Annotated in this window: 19 protein-coding genes; 10 read left to right on the top strand and 9 right to left on the bottom strand. The window is 57.5% G+C overall.

Annotated elements, in window-relative coordinates; translation table 11 throughout:
• Positions 1-1,668 (top strand): secretin GspD/PilQ domain-containing protein (locus DL88_RS14885; protein WP_034997693.1); only part of this gene is annotated, 1,668 nt, incomplete at its 5' end.
• Positions 1,669-1,877: 209 nt separating this feature from the next.
• On the opposite strand, the gene DL88_RS14880 is transcribed toward DL88_RS14885, so the two are convergent.
• From DL88_RS14880 to DL88_RS14860, 5 genes are all read right to left on the bottom strand, one after another.
• On the bottom strand, positions 1,878-2,624 hold the full coding sequence (locus DL88_RS14880; RefSeq protein WP_305953024.1) for a metallophosphoesterase family protein: 747 nt from the start codon (positions 2,622-2,624) through the stop codon (positions 1,878-1,880).
• 226 nt (positions 2,625-2,850) lie between these two features.
• Positions 2,851-3,285 carry a hypothetical protein gene (locus DL88_RS19510; RefSeq protein WP_051956014.1) on the bottom strand — a complete coding sequence of 145 codons (435 nt, stop codon included), beginning with the start codon at positions 3,283-3,285 and terminating at the stop codon, positions 2,851-2,853.
• A 425-nt stretch (positions 3,286-3,710) separates the two neighbouring features.
• Positions 3,711-5,969: a polysaccharide biosynthesis tyrosine autokinase gene (locus DL88_RS14870; protein WP_034997608.1), complete on the bottom strand. Its 2,259-nt coding sequence runs from the start codon at positions 5,967-5,969 to the stop codon at positions 3,711-3,713.
• Positions 5,970-6,447: 478 nt separating this feature from the next.
• Complete coding sequence (locus DL88_RS14865; RefSeq protein ID WP_034997606.1) at positions 6,448-6,726, bottom strand: hypothetical protein; 279 nt, start codon at positions 6,724-6,726, stop codon at positions 6,448-6,450.
• A 311-nt stretch (positions 6,727-7,037) separates the two neighbouring features.
• Positions 7,038-7,928 (bottom strand): class I SAM-dependent methyltransferase, encoded by an 891-nt coding sequence (locus DL88_RS14860; RefSeq protein ID WP_034997603.1) that lies wholly within the window; start codon positions 7,926-7,928, stop codon positions 7,038-7,040.
• Positions 7,929-8,146: 218 nt separating this feature from the next.
• On the opposite strand from DL88_RS14860, the gene DL88_RS14855 reads away from it, so the two are divergent.
• From DL88_RS14855 to DL88_RS14840, 4 genes are read left to right on the top strand one after another with little or no spacing between them, the layout of a single operon-like run.
• On the top strand, positions 8,147-9,586 hold the full coding sequence (locus DL88_RS14855) for an anthranilate synthase component I family protein (RefSeq protein WP_245270863.1): 1,440 nt from the start codon (positions 8,147-8,149) through the stop codon (positions 9,584-9,586).
• Positions 9,583-10,179 carry an anthranilate synthase component II gene (locus DL88_RS14850; protein WP_034997599.1) on the top strand — a complete coding sequence of 199 codons (597 nt, stop codon included), beginning with the start codon at positions 9,583-9,585 and terminating at the stop codon, positions 10,177-10,179. The genes DL88_RS14855 and DL88_RS14850 overlap by 4 nt, the downstream gene beginning before the upstream one ends.
• Complete coding sequence (locus tag DL88_RS14845) at positions 10,160-11,041, top strand: aminotransferase class IV (protein WP_034997597.1); 882 nt, start codon at positions 10,160-10,162, stop codon at positions 11,039-11,041. Before DL88_RS14850 ends, DL88_RS14845 begins: the two co-directional genes overlap by 20 nt.
• Positions 11,038-11,784: a ComF family protein gene (locus DL88_RS14840; protein ID WP_245270860.1), complete on the top strand. Its 747-nt coding sequence runs from the start codon at positions 11,038-11,040 to the stop codon at positions 11,782-11,784. The genes DL88_RS14845 and DL88_RS14840 overlap by 4 nt, the downstream gene beginning before the upstream one ends.
• A 7-nt stretch (positions 11,785-11,791) precedes the next feature.
• Here the strand turns inward: DL88_RS14840 and DL88_RS14835 are convergent, their stop codons facing one another.
• The 3 genes from DL88_RS14835 to DL88_RS14825 all read right to left on the bottom strand — a co-directional run bounded on the left by DL88_RS14835 (position 11,792) and on the right by DL88_RS14825 (position 13,707).
• Positions 11,792-12,451 (bottom strand): 3-oxoacid CoA-transferase subunit B, encoded by a 660-nt coding sequence (locus tag DL88_RS14835; RefSeq protein ID WP_034997595.1) that lies wholly within the window; start codon positions 12,449-12,451, stop codon positions 11,792-11,794.
• A 14-nt stretch (positions 12,452-12,465) separates the two neighbouring features.
• Positions 12,466-13,173 carry a CoA transferase subunit A gene (locus DL88_RS14830; protein WP_034997680.1) on the bottom strand — a complete coding sequence of 236 codons (708 nt, stop codon included), beginning with the start codon at positions 13,171-13,173 and terminating at the stop codon, positions 12,466-12,468.
• A gap of 219 nt (positions 13,174-13,392) precedes the next feature.
• The gene (locus DL88_RS14825; protein ID WP_156971128.1) at positions 13,393-13,707 is read right to left on the bottom strand and encodes a hypothetical protein; all 315 of its coding nucleotides are present in this window, start codon (positions 13,705-13,707) and stop codon (positions 13,393-13,395) included.
• Between the two features lie 390 nt (positions 13,708-14,097).
• Between DL88_RS14825 and hypF the strand changes: the two genes are divergently transcribed.
• Positions 14,098-16,500, top strand: a complete 2,403-nt coding sequence (hypF, locus tag DL88_RS14820; protein ID WP_051956021.1) for a carbamoyltransferase HypF — start codon at positions 14,098-14,100, stop codon at positions 16,498-16,500.
• Between the two features lie 320 nt (positions 16,501-16,820).
• Positions 16,821-17,672, top strand: coding sequence for a polyphosphate kinase 2 (gene ppk2 / locus DL88_RS14815; RefSeq protein ID WP_051956013.1), 852 nt, complete (start codon positions 16,821-16,823; stop codon positions 17,670-17,672).
• A gap of 142 nt (positions 17,673-17,814) precedes the next feature.
• Here the strand turns inward: ppk2 and DL88_RS14810 are convergent, their stop codons facing one another.
• A complete protein-coding gene (locus DL88_RS14810; RefSeq protein WP_034997592.1) occupies positions 17,815-18,969 on the bottom strand; it encodes a hypothetical protein in 1,155 nt (384 codons plus the stop codon).
• 118 nt (positions 18,970-19,087) lie between these two features.
• Here DL88_RS14810 and DL88_RS14805 point away from each other — a divergent pair, with 118 nt between their 5' ends.
• From DL88_RS14805 to DL88_RS14795, 3 genes are all read left to right on the top strand, one after another.
• Positions 19,088-19,435, top strand: a complete 348-nt coding sequence (locus tag DL88_RS14805; RefSeq protein ID WP_034997589.1) for a hypothetical protein — start codon at positions 19,088-19,090, stop codon at positions 19,433-19,435.
• A gap of 119 nt (positions 19,436-19,554) precedes the next feature.
• Entirely contained in the window at positions 19,555-20,631 is a 1,077-nt protein-coding gene (locus DL88_RS14800; RefSeq protein WP_034997586.1) for a hydrogenase small subunit, read from the top strand.
• On the top strand, positions 20,631-22,448 hold the full coding sequence (locus DL88_RS14795) for a nickel-dependent hydrogenase large subunit (RefSeq protein ID WP_034997584.1): 1,818 nt from the start codon (positions 20,631-20,633) through the stop codon (positions 22,446-22,448). The genes DL88_RS14800 and DL88_RS14795 overlap by 1 nt, the downstream gene beginning before the upstream one ends.
• The last annotated feature ends 7 nt before the right edge of the window (positions 22,449-22,455 follow it).

The following is a 22,455-nucleotide window of genomic DNA, read 5'->3' as shown; positions in this document are numbered from 1 at the left end:
TCTCTGGTCGGCCGCGTTCTCGAGGGGCTGGGGAGCCGTGGCGGCTCGGTCCGCATGGAGGCCGATTCCAATCTGCTGATCGTGCAGGGCACCGCCGCCGAACGTCAGGCGGCGATGGAAGCCGCTGAAATGGTCGATGTCGACTGGCTGAAATCGCGTTCCGTGGCGGTTCTGCCGCTCACCAATTCGAGCCCTGACACGGTGATCAACGAGGTCCACCACATACTCGGCACCGGCGAAGGTGGATTGAGCAAGGATATCGTGCAGATGCAGCCGATCAACCGGCTGAATGCGGTGCTGGCGGTTTCGCGCAATCATGCGGCGATCCAGAAGGTGACGCAATGGGTCGCCAAACTGGACAAGGCGGATTACACGGCGCTCGGCGTCAAGGTTTACAAGCTGCAGTATGCCAATGCCAAGACGGTCGCCAAAATGCTGAACCAGATTTATGGCGGCAGCGGCGGCGGCCAAACCAGTGACGATCAGGACAAGGATGTTCTGCAGCCGGGCGGCGCTTCAAGCAGCACGGCGGCTGGAAAAAGCGGAACCGGTAGCAGCGGATTCGGACAGGCAGCCAGTACCCAATCGAGCAATTTTGGCGGAAGCGGAAATACTGGTCGGAGCACCGGGGGATCCTTGTTTGCGAATGCCGGATTGAAAGTCGCCTCGGCTGGATCGAATCCTTATGGCGCTCTCAATCCGGCATCATCTGCTCAATCCTCGGGAGCCCAATCTCAAAATAATGGCTCACCCGGCAGTGATAACAAACAAACAAGAATCATCCGCGTTGTTCCCGACCTCGCGGGCAATTCCCTGTTGATCTACGCCAACCGGCTCGATTACCGCCTGATAGAACATACGATTCACTCGATGGACCGGCCGCCGACCCAGGTGGCGATTGAAGTCACGGTCGCGGAAGTCACCCTGACCGATGCGCTGAGCTATGGCGTGCAGGCCTATTTGAATCAAGGCTCGGTGGCTGCCCAATATACAAAAAGCGCCGCCACATCGGGTTCCACAGTGATCCCTCTCGCGACGACCAATCCGGCCTTGAACCTTCTCATCGGTCAGGTGGTCAATCCCCGCCTTGTCATCAATGCCTTGTCGACCATCACGGATGTCAAGATCCTGTCGACGCCGTCGCTCGTGGTTGTCGATCGTCAGCCCGCCGTGCTGCAAGTCGGCGATCAGGTGCCGATCCTCAGCCAGCAATCGACTTCGACACTCATCTCGACGTCGGCGATCGTCAACAGCGTGGAATACAAGGACACAGGTATCATTCTGAACGTCCTGCCGCGCGTGAATGCGAACGGGATTGTGGCTCTGGACGTCGAACAGCAGATCAGCAGCGTCAGCAGCACGGATTCGACCACCCTCACGCCCACCATTTCGCAAAGGCGGGTCCGCAGCACCATCGCCATTCCCAGTGGACAGACCGTTATGCTGGCCGGTCTCATTCAGGAAAAGAGCAATGGAACACGCACCGGCATTCCCATCATCAACAAAATCCGTTTCTTGAACGATATCGTCTCGAACCGCAGCACGTCTGACAGCCGCAGCGAACTGATTATTTTCATCCGGCCACAGGTCATCCGCAACGGTTTCGACGCTCAACAGGTTTCTGAGGAGTTCCGCGAACGCCTGCAGGTCATGCGCGATCGTCATTGAGGATGTGTTTGAACCCGGGCTTTGATGGCGCATTCTTATCCCGAGACTGAAAGGATGCGCTCTGGGACAAGTTTTGCGCGGGTGCGCCAAACTTGCAGGTTTATGTGGGTCTTTCACAATGTTTCTGACGGACCGATTTCTGCGCTGCTCCGGTCAATCCACGTTGGTCTCGATAGGTCACGGTGACGGCTAGCCAGTGATGCACTTCGTCAACGGGTTTGCTGGATGAAAACCTGCTGGTCCCTGTCAAGAACGACGCATGTCAGCTTGCCGGTGGCATAAGCCCCGGTATCGATGTTGATCCGGTTTTTATGGACCGCGGCTTCCATCATCGGCGTATGGCCATGCACGACGACCTTACCGAAGGAGCCTTCGTAATTCAGGAACTCTCCGCGAATCCAAAGAAGATCATCAGGGGTCTGGTACTCCAGCGGAATGCCCGGGCGGACGCCGGCATGGGCGAAGAAATAGTCGCCACAGCTAAAGGTCAAAGGTAGGCTGGACAGAAACGCAATATGCTCTCGCGGCATCCGCCGCTTCAACTCCCAGCTGAGGCTGATCTGTTCCTCAGTCGCCGGGTTGAGGCTCGGCTGGAGCCCATAAGAAAGAAGTGTCGGCAGCGCCCCGTAATGCGCCCAATGGTGCAAAATCTCGGGCTGATCGAGGAAATCGCAAAGATAGACCTCGTGATTGCCTTTCAGGCACACCGTGAGATGTGTCTGCTGACGCCTGATGAGCAGATCGATGACCTCAGCCGATCTTGGGCCCCGATCAATATAATCGCCAACGAAAACGTGGATAGGCCTTTCGATCGGCCTTTGCGCCAGATCGGCGTCGACGCGATCGAACATGGCTTGCAGCAGGTCGGCCCGGCCATGGATGTCGCCGACCGCGTAAATTCGCGTGCCCTCGGGAACGGTTGCTTTCTTGGGGGGCGGGGATCGAAAAAGACGCATAATATCCATGTGGAGCCGATTGGATCGTTTTCAATGTTCAATGTCGCGTTTCATTGATTCGCTTGGCGGCGATCAATGAAATCTCGCGGCTTGCCGCCATCCGGCCTGTGCGAGTCACATCCTTGGGATGATCAAATCGCGACGAAGAGTGCCAATCAAGATCGGGTCCATGCAGAACCTGTGAAGCAGTCTTCCTAACCTATATTTTTAGCAGAGATGGTTCGGATCATAATTTCTCCGTCAAGGTGAAAACAAAAGTATTTTGATTTGGGGCAAGGCCAAGAAAAACGCTTCGACTGTCATGACCATGGACTTCGGCATCGACGCAATGTCTGGATTTCGCGTAACAAATCTCCATCCGGATCGTCCTGGGACAGATGTTTTCGACATCTACGAAGTGCTGCATCATGGTGCGATCGGTTGTCAGTGGACGGACATTCACCTTGGAAGAAAGACAGGGTTTACCAAATGCCGATCTGTGGAGCGGTCCGGGATTGCCTGCATTGTTCGGTCTGGTTCCGCCGGTCTGAGACAAGGGTTGTTCAGCGGATCGATAAAGTGTCGGGGGGTACGCATTCGATTGCGCAAAAGCGGTAGTGCCGGCGACCAGGAACAGGAGGAGCGCCGAAATGGAAAGGCGTGTGGAAAGTGAAAAGATCATTGTCTTGCTCCTGCCGAGCCGGACTGAGGAAAATGCTGGCGCATATTGGAGCAGATGAAGCTGGAAGACACAATTGCCCGTTTCCCATTTCCCGCGTGACGCGGGAAATGGGAAACGGGGTTGAACGCAGGGTGTTTAAATGCGGTGTGACCGTTCAGGGTTCATTTTTTGATAGCGACGTTCGAAAACGTCGCCTCGATTACAGTGTCGCTCGATAGGCCGCATCCATGTACCGTGTTCATTGTTCGGTCGATGGATCAAACCTGGCACGCCGAATCCTGTTTCGGTTGCATGCCGATGTGCTCACCGGAGAGGATACAGACGCTCCACGCTGTTCCAACGCGTTGGTTCATGCTGTGTCGCCGAAACAGGTCCGTGTCCGGCTCCGAAAACAATGTTGTTTCTCACAGCGTCCGATCATCAGTTCATTCTATATAGCCGTATTTGGCATAATATTTCTGATAATAATGATTGCCATGGAAATGCTCGTAGCGGCTCTGTGCGGCGGTATCGACCTTGTTGAGGGCAACGCCGAGCAAGCGGTCATAGACATTCGGAGCATCGCCGAGCGCGCGCTGAATGGCGTCGATTTTCGTGCCGCCCCATTCAACTGTATAAATGTAGGAATCGATGATCTGCCCCGTCGCGCGCACATCGACGATGGGCGCCACGGGAGAAAGATCGACGATGATATAGTCATATTGAGCCCGCAAGGTCTCGAAAAGCGACCGGACCGAGGCGGAAGCGAGAATTTCGTTGGTATGCGGCAGTTTGGCTGTGGCGCCGGCGGGCAGGAATTTCAGATTGGAGCCGGGCAATGTCAGGATCGTGTTGGCAAGCGTCGTGGCGCCGCTGACGACGTCGATGAGGCCGGGAAGATCGGGCGCATAAGTATTCGACAGGGAAGGGCTGCGCAAATCGGCATCGATGAGCATGACGCTACCACCCGCATCGGCGATAAGATGAGCGAGGTTAGAAGCGATGGTGGATTTGCCTTCGTTCGGCAAAGTCGAGGTGATGCCGATGACCTTGCGGGCGTTCAGAACACCATTGAGGTCTGCCGCGATCTTGATCGAACGGATGGCCTCGGCATATCGTGAGAAGGGTGCGTCAACGACATATCTCAGCAGATTGGCGCGGGCGAAATCGCGCTCTTCCCGGGTCGGTTCATGAACAATACCTTTGCCGACTTTCTGCGGTCCGTTACGCAAGGCGGGCAGCAGGGCGAGGCAATTGACCTGTAGCGCTTCCTCGACCTGGGCGCTGGTCCGCAGAACGCGATCGGACATTTCGCGCAGATAAGCCGCTCCGATGGCGAGGATCGAACCGCCGACGAGGCTGATCAAGCCGACGATCGATCCTTTCGGCGAGCTCTTTTTCAGCGGCGGGGTCGCAGGTGAAATCAACCGGGATTCGCTGATCGGAAAGGATTCCTGCTGCACGGCTTCCATATAGCGCTGCAGGAAATTTTCGTAGAGTGAGCGGGCGGTTTCGGCATTGCTCTGCAGATCGCGCAATTGGATCTGGGCCTGACCCGTCGATTGCGACTTGTTGATTGCATCGTCGAGGCTGTGTTGAATGCTCTCCTCACGCGCACGCGCGATCTCGTAATCGTTTTTATAGCTGTCGGCAATCTTGCGCATCTCGTCGCGGATGCTGTTGTGCAATTCCTGCATCTGTGTGCGCAGATTGGCTGTCGCGAGATGGTTCTCACCATAACGTTTGGCCCAGATCGCTTCCCGCTGAGCGAGATCGAGATAATTACTGCGCAGCCGGATGATGACCTGATTGTTGAGAGAATCCGCCACCGAGGCGTCGGGAATATCCTGCGCCATGACCGATTGAATGCGGTCGAGGCGGGCTTTCGCCTCAGTGGTGGCGGCGCGGGCGACGACGAGCTGGCTGTTGATCTCGGCAAGCTGCTGATCGTTCATCAGGCGGCCGCCGGCGTCGACGATATTGTTCTGTTCCTTGAAATCGGCGACCGCCCTTTCCGCGGTCAGCGCCTGCGCCTGGAGTTCCTTGATGCGATCCTGCAACCAGAGACTGGCGCGCCGGGTCGCCTGATATTTGGCATCGAGCTGATCATTTATATAGGCATCGGCGATGGCGTTGACGATGCGCGCCGATTTTGCCGGATCCTGCGATCGAAACGTGAGCTGCATGACATAGGTGAGGCCGAGACGCGACACCGAGCGGGCGTGGTCGAAGGCTTCCAGAACTGCGTCTTCGATCTCTTCGGGGGTCCGCAGTTTTCCCGAACCGAACAGACCGGTGATGAAGCCGACCACGGAGCTGATGACGCCCTTGCCCGGACCCACAAATTCCGGATCCTCGGTCAGATTGAGCTTACGGATAACGGCCCGGCTGATGTTTTCCGATTTCAGCACTTCGACCTGTGTCTGCACGGTGCCGGCATCGAGAGCGATATCACCCAGGACCGATTGCTGTTGAAGCAACTGGACCTTGCGCGTATCGATCAGCATCGTTCCGGTTGCCGTAAAAAGCGGCGGGGTGAACAGGAGATAGAGCAGGCCCAGGGCGAGACAGCAGCCAATGATGAGACCGACGAGCGGCAATTGCCGGCCGATGACTTTACGGAAATTGTCATACATGCCGATGAAAGCATTTCCCGTTTCCGTCATGCCACTGGCCATGATTGGTCGCTTGTTGATTTGCAGCATCTTTATCGGCTCACCGTCATATCGTCGATCGCATGGGATCTGAAACATTCACTACAATTATGCACCGATAATGATGCGTCGGTGCTTTTCGCTGCATATCGAGAATCGAACGTCGATTCACTGGAGTATCGGAGGTCCAATGGAGTGGTCCTCGCGGCTCTTTTCCTTTGAAAACGCGCCAAGTTTACCCAAAAGGCGCGCCCGCTTTTGGATAAACTTTATGCACTGGGCCAAAGCATGCCGGAGACGGGAATTGTCCCGGGCCGCTCGTCCTCGACATCCTGTGGCCGCTACGCGGCTATTAGCAGAAAAGTCATGCAATTAGAGATTTGGAGGTCATTTTAAAATGACTCGAAGGGGATGATCCTTAAAATGGTTGAATATGATCCTTTCTGAGGGGCGGACGATAGACTAAGCCGTGCTTTTCCCAAAATAGGAAGACTCCACCCATCGCCTTTTTGAAAAATAGCGAACAATTCTACCTATGAAAATCCTGTGCCTCTGGCTGCTTGACCTCAGCCATTCCTGCCGGTTTCCGACTTATACCGGCTTTCATTGATCGCGGTCGATCGTAATCGATGAAAGCTGGCTTGTGAGACATCGCCAGAACTTCTCCGGCAAGCCGCATCAGCGGGATGCGTAAGCACGAGGTCGACATAGTCATCGAGATTGGTATGATTGCCAAAATCGCCTGTTTCGAAACGGGTTTACGCGCGTGACCGAGGATGGCGCCATCTGCTTCGAGATCGATGATCATTAGCGGATTATTGTAAAGCTATTAACAGCCAAACGATTAAATTTTGTCTTTATCAAGGAATGATCCTGTCGGGCCAGTTAAAGTAGAGGCAGATCCGAACGGCCAGATCAGCACTCGTTCGCCATTTATAATATTAAGTTAAAACATATACTTATATCGTATAGTGGTCTTTGCCGCGACCGCCAAGAAAATTCTTTACCGTAGCCTTGGCGGGTTAGCTCGCCCTAGGCCGGGCAGGCGCGAGATTTCAGCGATTGAGGCAAAAAACAAAAGAATTTACGGCATCGGACTATCCGGTCCATTGAGGTTAGTCACAGATTTGCTGTTTTATCCGGAAGGACCTGCGTGAGGCTCACCTGCGCCGAGCCGGGCCGAAGCGGTTTTTGCTGACTCTCATGCGGCACCCATCCTGCGATGAAGATCAAGTCGAAGGTCGCGCGAATGCGGCCGTCAGGATCGCTATAGCGCTCCGCATAAAGCTCGGCCGCGCGCAGAAACAGACGCCGTGAAGCCGGTTTGCGCGAGCGCTCCGTCAGGCTGTTGGCTGCGCCCATGCGGCGCAGATCGGCGACGAGATCGAAAAAATGCGCATAACGGACGCATAGCGATTCGCTGTCTGCGACCGGCAAGGCAAAGCCGGCTCTCTGCAGCAGCCCGCCCATGTCGCGCACATCGGCGAAGGGGGCGACACGCGGACTGATGCCGCCAGAGATTTCCGTTTCCGCCGCGACGAGACAGGCACGCAATTCCTGTAAAGTCTGTCCTCCGGCAAGGCAGCCGAGAAACAGGCCGTCTGGCCGCAAGGACCGGCGGATCTGGATGAGGGCGCCCGGCAAATCATTGGCATATTGCAGGGAAAGTACCGAGACGACGAGATCGAAACAGGCCTCGCCGAAAGGGAGCCTTTCCAGATCACCGACGATTTCGAGGATCCGCTCGTCTTTTCTCTCCCGCGGGCGCGGCATCACCGGATTCATCCACACGACCGGGCAATGATCCTTTTGTGCTGCGAGCCGGTGCGCGAGCGTCGGCGCCGGTGTGCCGATATCGGCGGCAGTGGTAAAATCGCGCTTGATGAAGGTCAGGCGTTCGAGGAGGTCTTCGACGACGTAATCGAGCAGAAACAGGCTTGGGTCATGGCGCGCCGCCCGCGCGAGGCGGCGGCGGATCAGCGTGCGGTCGAAAATGAGGGTGGGAGACAAGGAGACCTCGGAGCATTATCAGGAGGGGCTGTTCGGAAGGATCGGGAAGCGCTTCGAGGCCGCGAAGGCATTCCGGATCGAACGAATCGCCGGATCGAACGAATCGATGGAATGGATTGCTTATCAGGAAAGCATGGGGCAATTTCCCCGCGCTTTTCCCAAAATTGCTGGACTTCTCCGGTAATTGAATGGATCCCGTGACGAGACGGCTCCGCATCTTGACACTATCTGATGATTTCACGCTGCTTGTCGCGCCTGTTGACCTTTCTTCGGCAATAGACGTCGCCGAAAGGCTGGCCGATCTGCCGGGATTTGCCTTTCTCGACAGCGCGCTCGCCTTGCCCCGTCTCGGGCGCTTTTCCTATGTGGCGGCGGATCCCTTCGGCCGTTTCGTGGTGAAAGCCGGGCGTGGCTTCTGGAATGGTGTAGCCTGCACTGCGCCCGTCCTGTCATCCTTGCGATTGCTCCTTCACACCTACGCTTTGGCCAAACAGCCGGATTTGCCGCCGTTCCAAACCGGGGCGATCGGCTATTTCGCTTATGATTTCGCTCCACACCTCGATGCGGCGGCGCAGGTCGTGCCAGGTAGCGGCCTCGAGGCCGATTTCGGCTTCTATGATTGTGTGGTCGCCATCGATCATGAGAAGGGACGAAGCTGGCTCATCGCCTCGGGGCTGCCGGAAACCGATCCCGGGCGCCGCAGGGCGCGGGCGGAACAACGTCTCACGGCATTTCAGGCCCGCCTCGAAGGCCCGCTTGTCCGACGAGAGGGTCCAAATCCGGGGCAGGGGTCGCCGGATTGGCGACCGCGATGGGGACGAAAGGATTATGTCGCCGCTGTCGAAAGGGTCAAGGCGCATATTCTTGCGGGCGATCTCTACCAAGCGAACATCACCCAATCCTTCGCGGCCAGTCTGCCGTCGGGGTTTGATCCATGGGGCTTTTATAAAAACCTGCGAGGCCGCAATCCTGCGCCCTATGCCGGCTATCTCGTCGCCGATTGCCATGGGTTGGAGGATTCCTGCCACGTTATCGCTTCAAGTTCTCCCGAAGTCTTTCTGACTCTGACTGACGGAAATGTCGAAACGCGGCCGATCAAGGGAACCCGGCGCCGGTCCAATGAGGGAGCGGAGGATGCCTTGGCCCGCGCGGCTCTCGTGCGGTCGGTGAAGGATCGGGCCGAGAATGTCATGATTGTCGATCTCTTGCGCAATGATCTTGCAAAGGTCTGCCAGCCCGCGTCGGTCGTGGTGCCGGAACTCTGCACCGTCGAAACCTATGCGGGCTTGCATCATCTCGTGTCCTCGATCACCGGCCAGTTGCGGACGGAATATGACGGGTTGGACCTCGTCGCCGCCTGTTTTCCGGGGGGCTCCATTACTGGCGCGCCGAAGTTGAAGGCCATGGAGATCATTGCCGATATCGAGCGTGAGTCGCGTGGACCCTATTGCGGATCGATGGGGTTTCTGGCCTTCAACGGCGACATGGCGCTCAATATAGCGATCCGCACCATTCTCTTCACGGGCAGCAACGGAAGTCTGCGGGAGGCACGCGTGCATGCGGGAGGTGGCATTACGCTCCTGTCGGATCCTCTCGCGGAATATGCCGAGAGCCTTGTCAAGCTTGAAAGGATTTTTTCGGCGGAGGGATCAGCATGATCCTGATGATCGATAATTACGATTCCTTCACCTTCAATATCGCTCGCTATTTCGAAATGCTCGGCGCGCCGATGCTGGTGCGCCGCAACGATTCCCTTGATCTTTCCGATATCGAGATGCTGACTCCCCGCGCTATCGTTCTGTCGCCCGGCCCATGCGGTCCGGACCAGGCCGGTCTGTCGATGCCGATCCTCAAGAGATTTGCCGGCCGTCTGCCCATTCTTGGGATTTGTCTCGGCCATCAATGTCTTGGTGTCGCCTATGGTGGGCGGCTTGGCCGGGCGCGGGAGCCCATTCATGGCCGCGCCGTGACTGTCCGGCATGAAGGGCTGGGCCTCTTCAATGGACTGCCGGCACATCTCGAAGCCGGGTGCTATCATTCGCTCATTATCGAGCCGACGGATGCGATGGACCGGGCGCTGCGGATCGATGCGCGCTCGATGGCAGGGGAAATCCTCGCGCTATCGCATCGGAGCTTGCCTCTATTTGGCGTACAATTCCATCCGGAATCCGTGCTGACGCCCTGGGGGGATCGGCTTTTGCGCAATTTCCTGACAATCGTCGAGGCCTGGCATGCTGCTTCTGTGGCGTGACGGGGGGCTGACCGAGAACGCTGAGCAGTCTTTCGATCTGACGGATCGTGGCCTCATGCTGGGTGACGGTGTCTTCGACACGGCGCTTGTCGTCAACGGGCGCATCCATCGCAGCTCCTACCATCAATCACGCCTTCTGGCGGCGCTGCGCGCGCTCTCGATCCCGGTTGCGCCAGAACGGATCGCGCAAGCCTATGACACCCTCGCCGAGGCCGCCGCCTCGCGGAAAATCTCGCGGGCCTCATTGCGATTGACGATTACCCGTGGTCCCGGCCCGCGCGGCCTTGGGTGGCCCGCAACGCCACAGCCCTCTTTTATCGCGACGCTCGCGCCGCTTGCCGGTACGGTCGCTTTCACCCCGCTCACCCTGCAGGTTTCGATCATCAGGCGTAATGAAACCTCTCCCGCTTCGCGCATCAAGGCGCTTTCCGCCCTCGACGCCGTCATGGCGCATCATGAAGCCATCATGGCCGGTTGTGATGAAGCCCTGCAACTCGACACGACAGGCAATGTCGCCTGTGCGGCGACCGGCAATTTATTTCTTATAGTGAACGGTAGGATCGTGACGCCGGCAACGACGCAGGCTATTCTGCCCGGGACTATACGCGATTTGCTGCTCGGCGGCGTTTCGAGGCATGGCCACGCCATCGCGGAATCCATTGTGCCATGGGCTGATGTCGAAAAGGCGGAGGCGGTCTTCATGACGAATAGCCTGCGCCTGCTCGCGCCGGTGTCCCGAATTGGCGATCGTGTTTTCGCCTCCGCGACACATGAGATCATCCTTTCCCTGCAGGATTTTCTTCGGGGCGATATCGAGCAGGAATGCGGCGCGCCGGTCACGACTTCGGGGTGTGGCCTGTGAGCCGGGTCGGCTCCTTACCGCTCGCCGGGCTTGGCCGTGCCACCAAAGATTTTCTGTTTCCTCCCACCTGCCTTTGCTGCCGCAAGGCGGTCGCAAGCGCCGGGGCACTTTGCCAGGAATGCTGGAGCGCGATCCTTTTCATCGAGCGTCCCTATTGCGACCGGCTCGGTACGCCCTTCGCCACCGATCTCGGTCAGGAAGGTTTGATCTCTCCGGAGGCCGTGGCCAATCCGCCGGTCTATGGCCGCGCGCGCGCCGTGGCGCAATTTGATGAAGGTCCCGTCCGGACCTTGGTTCATCGACTGAAATATGGCGATCGGCTGGAAATTGCGCGCTCGCTCGGCTTGTGGATGGCACGGGCTGGCGCCGACATTCTGGCCGAGGCCGATGTCGTGGTCCCGGTTCCGATGCATCGGCGGCGCTTGATGAAACGGCGCTATAATCAGGCCAATGTCCTCGCACGGGCAGTTTCCGCTCATCACGGAATCCCGGTCGATCCTTTCCTGCTAGAGAGAATCAAGTCGACGCCCACCCAGGTCAATCTGACCCGCAGTCAGCGTGCCTTGAACATGCAGGGCGCTTTCGCTGTGCCGGAAGCGGCGCGGCCGAAGGTCGAGGGCCGCGCCATCGTGCTTGTCGATGATGTGCTGACATCGGGCGCGACCCTCAATGCGGCGGCCCGCGTCCTGTTACGCCATCGGGCCGCGCGGGTCGATGTTCTCGTCTTTGCCCGCGTTTTATGAGGATAGGTCAGGCCGCGCCGGCAAGTTCTGGCGCAACTTTGAATTTCGCTTCCGTCTTGCTCCTGATTTCATCGACGCTCACGCCATCGGCAAGTTCGATCAGGGTCAGGCCGAGCCCATCCTCTTTCTCCACCGTGAAGACGCAGAGATCGGTGATGATGAGGTTGATGACGCCGGAGCCCGTCAGGGGCAGGGTGCAGCGATGGAGAATTTTGGGCTTGTCCTTCGCGCAATGTTCCATCACGACGACAACGCGCTTGACGCCCGCGACGAGATCCATCGCACCGCCCATACCCTTGATCATCTTGCCGGGAATCATCCAATTGGCGAGATCGCCGTTTTCGGCGACTTCCATCGCGCCGAGAATGGCGAGATCGATGTGACCGCCGCGAATCATCGCGAAACTTTCCGCCGAGGAGAAAAAGCTTGTCGTCGGCAGCGCCGTCACGGTTTGTTTGCCGGCATTGATGAGGTCGGCATCTTCTTCGCCTTCATAGGGGAAGGGACCCATGCCAAGCATGCCATTCTCGCTCTGCAGCTGGACATGCATCCCTTCCGGAATGAAATTGGAGACGAGCGTGGGAATGCCGATACCGAGATTGACGTAGAAACCGTCCTGCAATTCCTTCGCGGCGCGGGCGGCCATTTGATCGCGTGTCCATGCCATGGCGAATCTCTTCCTCAGGCTGCGGCGCGGGGCCGTGTCGTGCGTTTTTCGATTGGTTTGACGTAAGGGCCGCGGGCGACGAGGCGATGCACGTAAATACCGGGTGTGTGGATGTGATCCGGATCGATTTCACCCGCGGGCACGAGATGTTCCACCTCGGCGATCGTGATCCTGCCCGCAGTCGCCATCATCGGGTTGAAATTGCGCGCTGTCTCGCGATAGACGAGATTGCCTTCCGTATCGCCCTTATAGGCATGCACGATGGAAATATCGGCCGTCAGGCCCCGTTCCATGAGATAGGTCACGCCATCGAACTCTTTGGTTTCCTTGCCCTCGGCGATGAGTGTGCCGACACCGGTGCGTGTGTAGAAGGCAGGGATACCGGCGCCGCCAGCGCGGATACGTTCCGCCAGCGTGCCCTGCGGGTTGAATTCGAGTTCGAGCTCCCCCGAGAGATATTGTGTCTCGAAGAGCTTGTTTTCGCCTACATAGGAAGAGACCATCTTCTTGATCTGCCGTGTGGCGAGAAGAATGCCCAATCCATCGCCATCGACGCCGGCATTATTGGAAATGACAGTCAGTCCTGTCGCGCCGAGTTCCTTGATAGCGTCTATGAGGCTCTGTGGAACGCCGCAGAGCCCGAAACCGCCAGCCATCAATGTCTGACCGTCTTTCAAAATGTCGGCCAGGGCCGTCCGTGCATCGGGAAAAACCTTGTTCACGCGTTCCCCTTTCAATGGCCAGTTCGAAGGCACATGCGTATCATGCTGATGCAAAGCCGTCAGCGCGGAAAGGACTAGCCTTTCCGAAGGCCATAAATTTATGTCCGGGGCTTAGCCCTGACAAGACAGACGAAATACATGACGCGCTTGCGCATCTCTGACAATCGGAGGATGGGACGCGCCGTCACGATCTTCAGGCAGGATCGTGAATGGGTCTGATCAGGGGGTGAGCGGAGGACAGGCGAGCGGTGTGCCGGCATGTCTTTGTCTGTGCGTGGGAACGGCGCAGGCGGCAGGCTCCGGCGGCAGGGTGATCGGCAACGCCAGCCCATCAGCCCAATAACCTGGCATGAGAGGTGTGAAATCATCCCGGAAATCGGGGGAGATGCCGGTCATAAGATAGGCATTGTCCGCGAGGATCGACGAGGTCCTGCCCGAGGACGTGCCGCGACTATCGGCGGCCTGCGCGGAGATGGACGAGACCGCGATAAGGGCGAACAGCAGGCTGGTGGATTGGATGCGGATGAAGCGCAAGTGGGTCTCCATTCTTCCGGAATTGGATAGGATCGGCTTCGAATGCGTTTTGGCTGAACCATTCGCATTTCATTCTAAAACCAAGCTCAATGAGCATAACTCTTTCGGGGCGAACCCCTTGGAGGGCTAATTCCTTGGAGGCACTCCAGGATTTGGCTCCCCGCAATTGCGGGTGGGGGCTCGCAAGCCGGACCTCTTTGGCTCCAAAACGCGGGGATCAACAAAGTTTAGTGTAAGACGGTATATCGCAAAAGGGGCGACAGTCGCCGTAAACATTAAGAGAGAATAGCAATCGACGCAAAAATTATCCGGCTTATGGACGTGCTTTCACGAATTTGTTGACGGGTGCTGAAGGAAAAGAACCTGGTCGGGCCTTTTGAAAGGGAGAAAATGAACCGGTTGGACGCCGAGTCCGTGCGAGACAAAGAGCCTGCGCGGGACACCGAGACCATTCTTGTGACTGGCCTGGTTCAAGGGGTCGGCTTTCGCCCCTTCGTCTGGCGTCTAGCACATCGTTTACAGCTCGGTGGAATGGTCCGAAATGACGGCGATCATGTCGCAATCATCCTCCATGGTCCAAAGAATGCACGTGATGCCCTTGTGAGTGCCTTGCGTGATGAAGCGCCACCTCGCGCGCGCGTGGAAAAGGTCGTCCGGCTGGAGGCTCCGGCTCCTTCCGCTTTCTCGATAACGCCGGATTTCACGATCATGCCGAGCGGTGAGGGTGAAGTCAGTGCGGGCGTTGTTGCGGATCTCGCGATATGCCCGGCCTGTCTTGCCGAGATCGAAACGCCAGGGGCACGGCGCTATCATTATCCTTTCACCAATTGCACGGATTGTGGCCCGCGTTTTTCGATTCTCACGGCTCTGCCCTATGATCGCGCGCATACGACCATGGCGCCTTTCCAGCTCTGCTCTGATTGCGATAAGGATTATCACGACCCTTCCAACCTTCGCTTTCATGCCGAGCCGATCGCCTGCCCGCAATGCGGGCCGCAGCTGCGTTTTTGTTGCGGCAATGGCGTGGACAGTACGGGGGAGTCCGCGTTTGACGCCGCTGTTGCCCTCTTGCGCCGGGGCGGCATTCTCGCCCTGAAAGGGATCGGTGGCTATCATCTCGTCTGCGATGCGACTTCTGAATCGGCCGTGTCATTGTTGCGCCAGCGCAAAAGACGGCCGGCCAAACCTTTCGCGCTCATGCTGCGCGACCTCGCCATGGCCAAGAAAATCTGCGTCATCGGTCGGGAGGAAGCCGACGCACTCACTGGTCCTGTGGCTCCCATCCTGCTGGCGCGCAGGCGTGCGGGTGCAGATGCAGAATGGGTGCTTGCCGAGTCTGTCGCGCCCGGTCTCGACCATCTCGGTATCATGCTGCCCTATACGCCGCTCCATTATCTACTGATACGGGCCATGGGTCAGCCGCTCGTCATGAGCAGTGGCAATCGTTCGGGGTCGCCACAGGTCTTCGAGGATACGGCGGCCTTGAATGAGCTCGCCGGGATCGCCGATGGTTTTCTTTTGCATGATCGTGCGATCGCCCGGCGGCTCGATGATAGCGTTATGATGTATGCTGGCGGGCAAATCCGTGTATTGCGGCGTGGCCGCGGACTTGCGCCGCAACCTTTGACGTTGGCGCGGGAATTCAAGGATGTGCCGCCGATCCTCGCCATGGGCGGTGATCTCAAATCGGCCTTCTGCCTCCTGCAGAACGGCCGTGCGCTGCTGTCGCATTATATTGGCGATCTTGATGATCCGCGCAATCTTGCGGCGATGCGTGTGGCGCTCGATGATTACACGCATCTGTTCTCGCATCGGTCGGCGGCGATAGCGGTCGATCTTCATCCGGACTATCATTCAAGCAGGCTGGGGCGGGACATCGCGCGGGAGCGCGCATTGCCCGTGATCGAAATTCAGCACCATCACGCCCATATTGCTGCGGTCATGGCGGAACAGGGCCTGCCACCGGAAACCACACCCATCATCGGCATTGCGCTCGATGGCCTGGGCTATGGTGAGGACGGCACCTATTGGGGGGCGGAAATCCTCCTCTGCGACTATGTTTCAAGCCGGCGCCTTGCTCATTTGCGCCCCATGTCTCTGCCAGGAGGCGACCGGGCGAATCGTGAGCCCTGGCGTAATCTTCTTGTGGCACTCGATGATTGTTTTGGTACCGAGGATGACGGGGAAAATGTCACCCAGCAATTATATCGCGTGGGCCTCGCTGATCTTTTTGCAGACAAGCCGGTTGCTTCGCTCAGGGCCATGGTAAAGGCTGGGTTCAACACCCCGCGTGCCAGTTCCGCCGGGCGCCTTTTCGATGCGATGGCTGCCTTGTTGCGGATCGCACCACAGGTTCTTACCTTCGAAGGGGAAGCGGCGATGGCGCTAGAAACATTGGCCCGTATGGCCATGGATAGGCCTCGCCCGCTGCCTTTTGCAGTTGCAACGAGGGATGGCTGCGTGGAAATCGATACACGTCCGCTCTGGACCGAGTCCCTTGATCGGCTCCATGCAGGGGAAGGGCGTGCGCAGCTTGCTGCGGCTTTTCATGCAGGCCTCGCCGAGATTTTTGCGCGGGTCGCGGTGGAAGCCGCCTGTAAACATGGCGTCCGCCACATTGCCCTCTCTGGCGGAGTGATACAAAACCGGCTCTTGTTCGAACTACTTCTGGAGAGGTTGTCGCGCTTCGACTACACGCTTCTGACTGCGGCTGAGGCTCCGGTCAATGATGGGGGGCTTGCCCTGGGCCAGGCTGTTATTGCTGCGGTGCGTCAGAGGAAATTATCTGATTGAATGCCGTTATGCGGCAACAGGTTTTGCATAATGGCTTGGTCCCCGTCGAGAGAGCCGGGTGTGTGCGGAATGTTAAGCCAGAGTGTTCCGGATCTAGTCGAGATTACTCTACTCAGAATAGAGATGACATTCAAAAAGAGTTCACAATTGCCAGTCCTGTGCTATCATCACGGACCTTGAGGCGTCATGCGGCTAAAGGTCGATGTTTGAATTGACATCAGTGAATATGCAGATGACACGCGCCCGATTGGAGGATGCGTATTCGCAATTCGACTGTCTCTTCCATCGACGAGTGCCTGTAACGTGCAGGGAAGGCGAATATGACGAAGAAAAAGAAGAAAGACGACGAGACCTTGGCAGTCTCCGACCCTGCGGGTGCTGATGAGGGCAAATTACCGCGCAAACTCTATGAGCGGGAGCTAGCGCGTCTGCATGTTGAACTCGTGAAGCTGCAGGAATGGGTTGTCGCCAAGGGACTGAAGCTCTGCATTGTCTTCGAGGGCAGGGATGGAGCCGGCAAGGGCGGTGTCATCAAGGCCATCATGGAGCGGGTGAGCCCACGTATCTTTAATGTGATTGCGCTTCCCGCGCCGACCGAACGCGAAAAATCGCAGATGTACCTGCAGCGATATGTCGCTCATCTTCCGGCGGCCGGCGAGATCATGATATTCGATCGAAGCTGGTACAATAGGGCCGGTGTCGAGCGGGTGATGGGCTTTTGTGATGAAAGCGATGCCCAGAAATTCCTGAGGATGACACCGGCTTTCGAACATGCCATGGTCGATTCAGGTATCATTCTCCTGAAATATTGGCTGGAAGTCAGCGAAGAAGAACAGACGCGCCGCCTTGAATCGAGGATCAACGATGGGCGGAAAATCTGGAAATTATCTAAAATGGACCTCAAGTCCTATGCGCGCTGGTTCGATTATTCACGTGCACGCGATGAGATGTTCATCGCTACGGATACATCCTGGGCGCCCTGGTATGTCGTCAATTCGAATGACAAGAAGCGCGCACGTTTGAATATCATTTCGCATCTGTTGAAACATGTCCCCTACGAGGAACTGCCGCGCGAAAAGGTCAAGCTGCCAAAGCGCCAGGAGCCGGAGAATTACCGGGCGCCGGAATATACCTATCGTGCGGTGCCCGAGCTCGCATGGCCTGTGAAATAAGCGATTGTAATTGGAAGGAGCTATCGTGAGCGCGCCTTTGTGCGTGCTCTGATGCAACATCTAATTCTATGAAACCATTGATATAAAAATTGTTTCTTCCCATTCGGATTTGACATGGACGCCGGCAGTCATTGGTCCCGCTTTACGGGATTAATGACTGCGGCGGCTGTAAATCCTTTTCGTAGATCCGGTGGATTTTCCCAACCCTGCCTCCGATCATTTCGATCATGCGGCGCATGGCGCGATTTTCCTCGAGAACCCAGCCGCATTCAACTTCGCGCAGCTTGGTGATCTGTCCGCGTTTACGGATTTCTTCCAAAAAAGCCAGCATGACCGCACCACCTGTCGCCTTGCGATGGAGCGCGCGGCGCATGCCGAAAAGCGCGGTGCGCGCAGATTTGAACGTGTGACGACGCATACGCCAGATGAGTTTGAGGAAATTGGTCGGCAACAGGCGGCCGTCGAAATTCTCCACGAGTTCATAAAGATTGAGCAAAATCAGCCCGAAAGCCTGCGGCTTGCCGTCGAGCTCAATGACGAAGCCGCCTTCGGGCGGAATGACATATTTCAGCGCCGTCGCATTCGTCATCAATTCTTCGAGCGTTAGCGGTACGAAACCCCAATTTTCGGCCCAGGCGTCATTGAAAATATCGACGAAGATCGCGATCTCGGACCGGATGTTCTTCACGTCAAGGGGGCGTATGCGCAGTCGGTCGCGCCAGTCCGGATGGTCGCTGACGCTGGTCTTGTCGATATCGGCGAGTTCTGGTGTCGTATAGCAATAGGATAGGAGATCGCGCGCCTTGTGGTAATCGCGTGCCTCGACGAGCCGCTGCAGATAGGGTGGATGCCAGGGCACCATGAAGGTTGGCTCGATGGAAAAGCCCTGAATGAGGAGCCCGCATTCGGCATTGATCGAGGGGGAAAATGGCCCGTGAATCTTCACCATGCCGCGTTGGCGCAGCCAGTTTTCGGCCGTCTCAAGCAATGCGTCGACCACGGCCTGATCCTCGATCGCGTCGAGACAGCCGAATTGTCCGCGCGAGGCGCCATTCGGCGTAAAATCCTCGTGGTAGACATGGGCATAGATACGCCCAACCCATTGCCCGTCACGACGGGCGAGCCAGGTTTGGGAATCGACCAGCTTGAAATGGGGATTGAAATATTTGCCGTAGAAGGTCCAGCGTTCGACGTCGAGCGCCGCCTTGAATCCGGGCAATCCTTTATAAAGAACGCGTGGAAGCCGGCAGAAAGTCAGGAAGCGCATCAGCCCGTCGACGGGAACGATCTCGATCATATCCCAAACCTCAAAGCGCACTCCTTGCTAGGGCCGGTCGCCCGGATTTGAAGGAAACCGATCGTCTCCCCTCCTACTATGCGGATCGAAAGGACCGAGCGACGAAGGGGCGGCAACAATGCCGTCAGCTTTCTCTAAGCATTATTTCTGCCTGAACGCCACTGTCCTTCGGTTTTTCCCGGAGGCAGCAATCGAGCCTCCTTCTCTCGGGAAAGGACGATTTCGTTTTACATTCTGTTTCGTCTTCTCGGTCAATTTATTTTCTGTGTCGTGGAAAAGCCACGTCCTACTGATCAGTCTCTTTCCGCTTTTTGGAAAGAATGATTCCAAACTTTCCGGGCAAGTGTCGATCGAGTTTTATAAGTCATTGAATTTCATTGAGCGTTTCTGTGGTACGGCGCTTGATATTCATGCGGAGTCCTGGCTGCATCCTGTCGACGAATCGCTCTGGACTGCAATTGCCTGAAAAGGCACCGATTTTAGTGGAGCGGATCGAGGCTGCCGAATCTGCTCCAGGTACATTTGCGGAGGGGATTGGCACCGGCCAATTCCAAAATTCGCCTTTTTGAAAGGAATGCGCCATCCATGGCCGCACTCGAAACATTCTATGAGGTGATGCGCAGGCAGGGCATTACGCGCCGGTCCTTCGTCAAATATTGTTCCCTGACCGCGGCGGCTCTGGGGCTCGGACCTGAATTCATTCCGCAGATTGCCCATGCCATGGAAACCAAGCCGCGCACGCCGGTCTTGTGGCTGCATGGGCTTGAATGCACCTGCTGCTCGGAAAGCTTCATCCGTTCCGCGCATCCGCTCGTCAAGGATGTCGTCCTGTCGATGATTTCGCTCGATTACGACGATACTCTGATGGCCTCGGCGGGCCATCAGGCGGAGGCCATCCTCGACGAGGTCATGGAGAAATACCGCGGCAATTACATTCTCGCCGTTGAAGGCAACCCGCCGCTGAACGAAGATGGCATGTATTGCATCATCGGTGGCCGCCCCTTCGTCGATCAGTTGAAACGCGTCGCGAAGGACGCCAAGGCGATTATTTCCTGGGGCTCCTGCGCTTCCTATGGATGCGTGCAGGCGGCGGCGCCCAATCCGACGGCGGCGACGCCTGTTCACAAAGTTGTGTTGGATAAGCCCATCATCAAGGTGCCGGGCTGCCCGCCGATCGCCGAAGTTATGACCGGCGTCATCACCTACATGCTGACTTTCGACCGCATTCCGGAACTCGACCGGCAGGGCCGGCCGAAGATGTTCTATTCCCAGCGCATTCACGACAAATGCTACCGGCGCCCGCATTTCGACGCCGGCCAATATGTCGAGGCCTTCGACGATGAGGGCGCGCGCAAGGGTTATTGCCTCTACAAGGTCGGCTGCAAGGGGCCGACCACCTATAATGCCTGTTCGACGACACGCTGGAACGATGGTGTTTCCTTCCCGATCCAGTCCGGCCATGGCTGTATCGGCTGTTCCGAGGATGGTTTCTGGGACAAGGGTTCCTGGTATGCCCGGCTCAAGGATGTGAGCGGTTTCGGTATCGAGGCCAGCGCCGACCGGATCGGCATGACTGCCGCCGGAGTCGTTGGAGCGGGTCTTGCGGTTCACGCCGCCATCAGCGCCTTGAAGCGCGCGCGTTACAAAGGGGATGACGTTTAATGACTGTGCAGACGCCGAACGGGTTTACCCTGGACAATTCCGGCAGGCGCATCGTCGTCGATCCTCTGACTCGCATCGAAGGCCACATGCGGTGCGAAGTGAATGTGGATGCCGACAATGTGATCCGCAACGCGGTTTCCACCGGCACCATGTGGCGCGGGCTGGAAGTCATCCTCAAGGGGCGCGATCCGCGTGATGCCTGGGCCTTCGTCGAACGGATCTGCGGCGTATGCACCGGCTGTCATGCGCTCGCCTCGGTCCGCGCGGTCGAGGATGCACTCGACATCCGTATTCCCTATAATGCCTTTCTGATCCGCCAGATCATGGCCAAGGTGCTCGCCTGGCATGATCATGTCGTGCATTTCTATCATTTGCATGCGCTCGACTGGGTCAATCCGGTGAACGCCCTGAAGGCTGATCCGCGCGCGACATCGGCCTTGCAGCAATCGATTTCCCCCAATCATCCGCTTTCCTCGCCCGGCTATTTCCGCGACGTGCAGAACCGGCTGAAGAAATTCGTCGAGAGTGGGCAACTCGGTATCTTCAAGAACGGCTATTGGGACAGCGCGGCCTATCTCCTGCCGCCCGAAGCCGATCTGATGGCGGTGACCCATTATCTGGAGGCGCTCGATTTCCAGAAGGAAATCGTGAAGATCCACACGATCTTCGGCGGCAAGAATCCGCATCCGAACTATCTCGTCGGTGGTGTTCCCTGCGCCATCAATATGGAAGGCGATATGGCGGCGGGCGCGCCCCTGAACATGGAGCGTCTGAATTTCGTCAAGCAGAAGATCGACGAAGCCTTCGAGTTTTCCAAAAACGTCTATGTGCCGGACGTCATCGCCATCGGGAGCTTCTACAAGAACTGGCTTTATGGCGGCGGCCTTTCGGCAACCAATGTTCTCGATTACGGCGATTATCCGACGTCGCAGGACGACAAATCCAGCGACCGTCTGCCAGGCGGCGTGATCCTGGACGGCAAATGGGAGGAAATTCTTCCCGTCGATCCGCGCAATCCCGAAGAGGTGCAGGAATTCGTCACCCATAGCTGGTATACCTATGGCGGCGGCCGCGAGGATATCGGCCTGCATCCCTGGGACGGCGTGACCGATTCACATTTCGAGCTCGGAGCGGGCACCAAAGGCACGCGCACCAATATTGAAGAGATCGACGAAAACGCCAAATATTCCTGGGTCAAGTCTCCGCGCTGGCGCGGCAATGCCTGCGAGGTCGGTCCGCTTTCGCGCTACATTCTCGCCTACGCCAAGAATGTTCCCTATGTGAAGGCGCAGGTCGACGATGCGCTCGACCAGTTTAACCATCTCGCCGGCACCAGCCTGACGGCGCGGCAGGCTCTGCCGACTACGATCGGCCGCACGCTCGCCCGTGCGCTCGAAGCGCATTATTGCGCGCAGATGATGGTTGACGATTACGATGCGCTGATCGCCAATATCCGCAATGGCGATCTCGCGACCGCCAATGTGGCCAAATGGGATCCGGCGACCTGGCCGAAGGAGGCCAAGGGCGTCGGTCTTGTCGCCGCGCCGCGCGGCGGGCTTGGCCACTGGATCAAGATCCGCGACGGGCGCATCGAGAATTATCAATGCGTCGTTCCTTCCACATGGAACAGCGGCCCGCGAGACGCCAAGGGCAATATCGGCGCCTTCGAGGCCTCCCTCCTTGGGACGCCCATGGTCAATCCGGAACAGCCCGTTGAAATTCTGCGCACGCTGCATTCCTTCGACCCGTGCATGGCCTGTGCGACCCATGTGATGTCGCCCGATGGCGCGGAACTCGCCCGCGTCACGATCCGCTGAGGGACGC

Source organism: Beijerinckia mobilis (assembly GCF_000745425.1).
Lineage (GTDB): Bacteria > Pseudomonadota > Alphaproteobacteria > Rhizobiales > Beijerinckiaceae > Beijerinckia > Beijerinckia mobilis.
The sequence above is the reverse complement of the archived record's forward strand: the minus strand, read 5'-3'. Positions and strand labels throughout refer to the sequence as shown.

What these genes read in the sequence shown, in the direction of transcription:
- DL88_RS14845 (WP_034997597.1), top strand. Translation starts at nt 10,160, where the DNA reads ATGCTGCTTCTGTGGCGTGACGGGGGGCTGACCGAGAACGCTGAGCAG.
- DL88_RS14795 (WP_034997584.1), top strand. Translation starts at nt 20,631, where the DNA reads ATGACTGTGCAGACGCCGAACGGGTTTACCCTGGACAATTCCGGCAGG.
- DL88_RS14870 (WP_034997608.1), bottom strand. Translation starts at nt 5,969, where the DNA reads ATGCTGCAAATCAACAAGCGACCAATCATGGCCAGTGGCATGACGGAA.
- DL88_RS14810 (WP_034997592.1), bottom strand. Translation starts at nt 18,969, where the DNA reads ATGATCGAGATCGTTCCCGTCGACGGGCTGATGCGCTTCCTGACTTTC.
- DL88_RS14805 (WP_034997589.1), top strand. Translation starts at nt 19,088, where the DNA reads ATGCCGTCAGCTTTCTCTAAGCATTATTTCTGCCTGAACGCCACTGTC.
- DL88_RS14835 (WP_034997595.1), bottom strand. Translation starts at nt 12,451, where the DNA reads ATGGCATGGACACGCGATCAAATGGCCGCCCGCGCCGCGAAGGAATTG.
- ppk2 (WP_051956013.1), top strand. Translation starts at nt 16,821, where the DNA reads ATGACGAAGAAAAAGAAGAAAGACGACGAGACCTTGGCAGTCTCCGAC.
- DL88_RS14800 (WP_034997586.1), top strand. Translation starts at nt 19,555, where the DNA reads ATGGCCGCACTCGAAACATTCTATGAGGTGATGCGCAGGCAGGGCATT.
- DL88_RS14880 (WP_305953024.1), bottom strand. Translation starts at nt 2,624, where the DNA reads ATGCGTCTTTTTCGATCCCCGCCCCCCAAGAAAGCAACCGTTCCCGAG.
- DL88_RS19510 (WP_051956014.1), bottom strand. Translation starts at nt 3,285, where the DNA reads ATGATCTTTTCACTTTCCACACGCCTTTCCATTTCGGCGCTCCTCCTG.
- hypF (WP_051956021.1), top strand. Translation starts at nt 14,098, where the DNA reads ATGAACCGGTTGGACGCCGAGTCCGTGCGAGACAAAGAGCCTGCGCGG.
- DL88_RS14865 (WP_034997606.1), bottom strand. Translation starts at nt 6,726, where the DNA reads ATGATCATCGATCTCGAAGCAGATGGCGCCATCCTCGGTCACGCGCGT.
- DL88_RS14850 (WP_034997599.1), top strand. Translation starts at nt 9,583, where the DNA reads ATGATCCTGATGATCGATAATTACGATTCCTTCACCTTCAATATCGCT.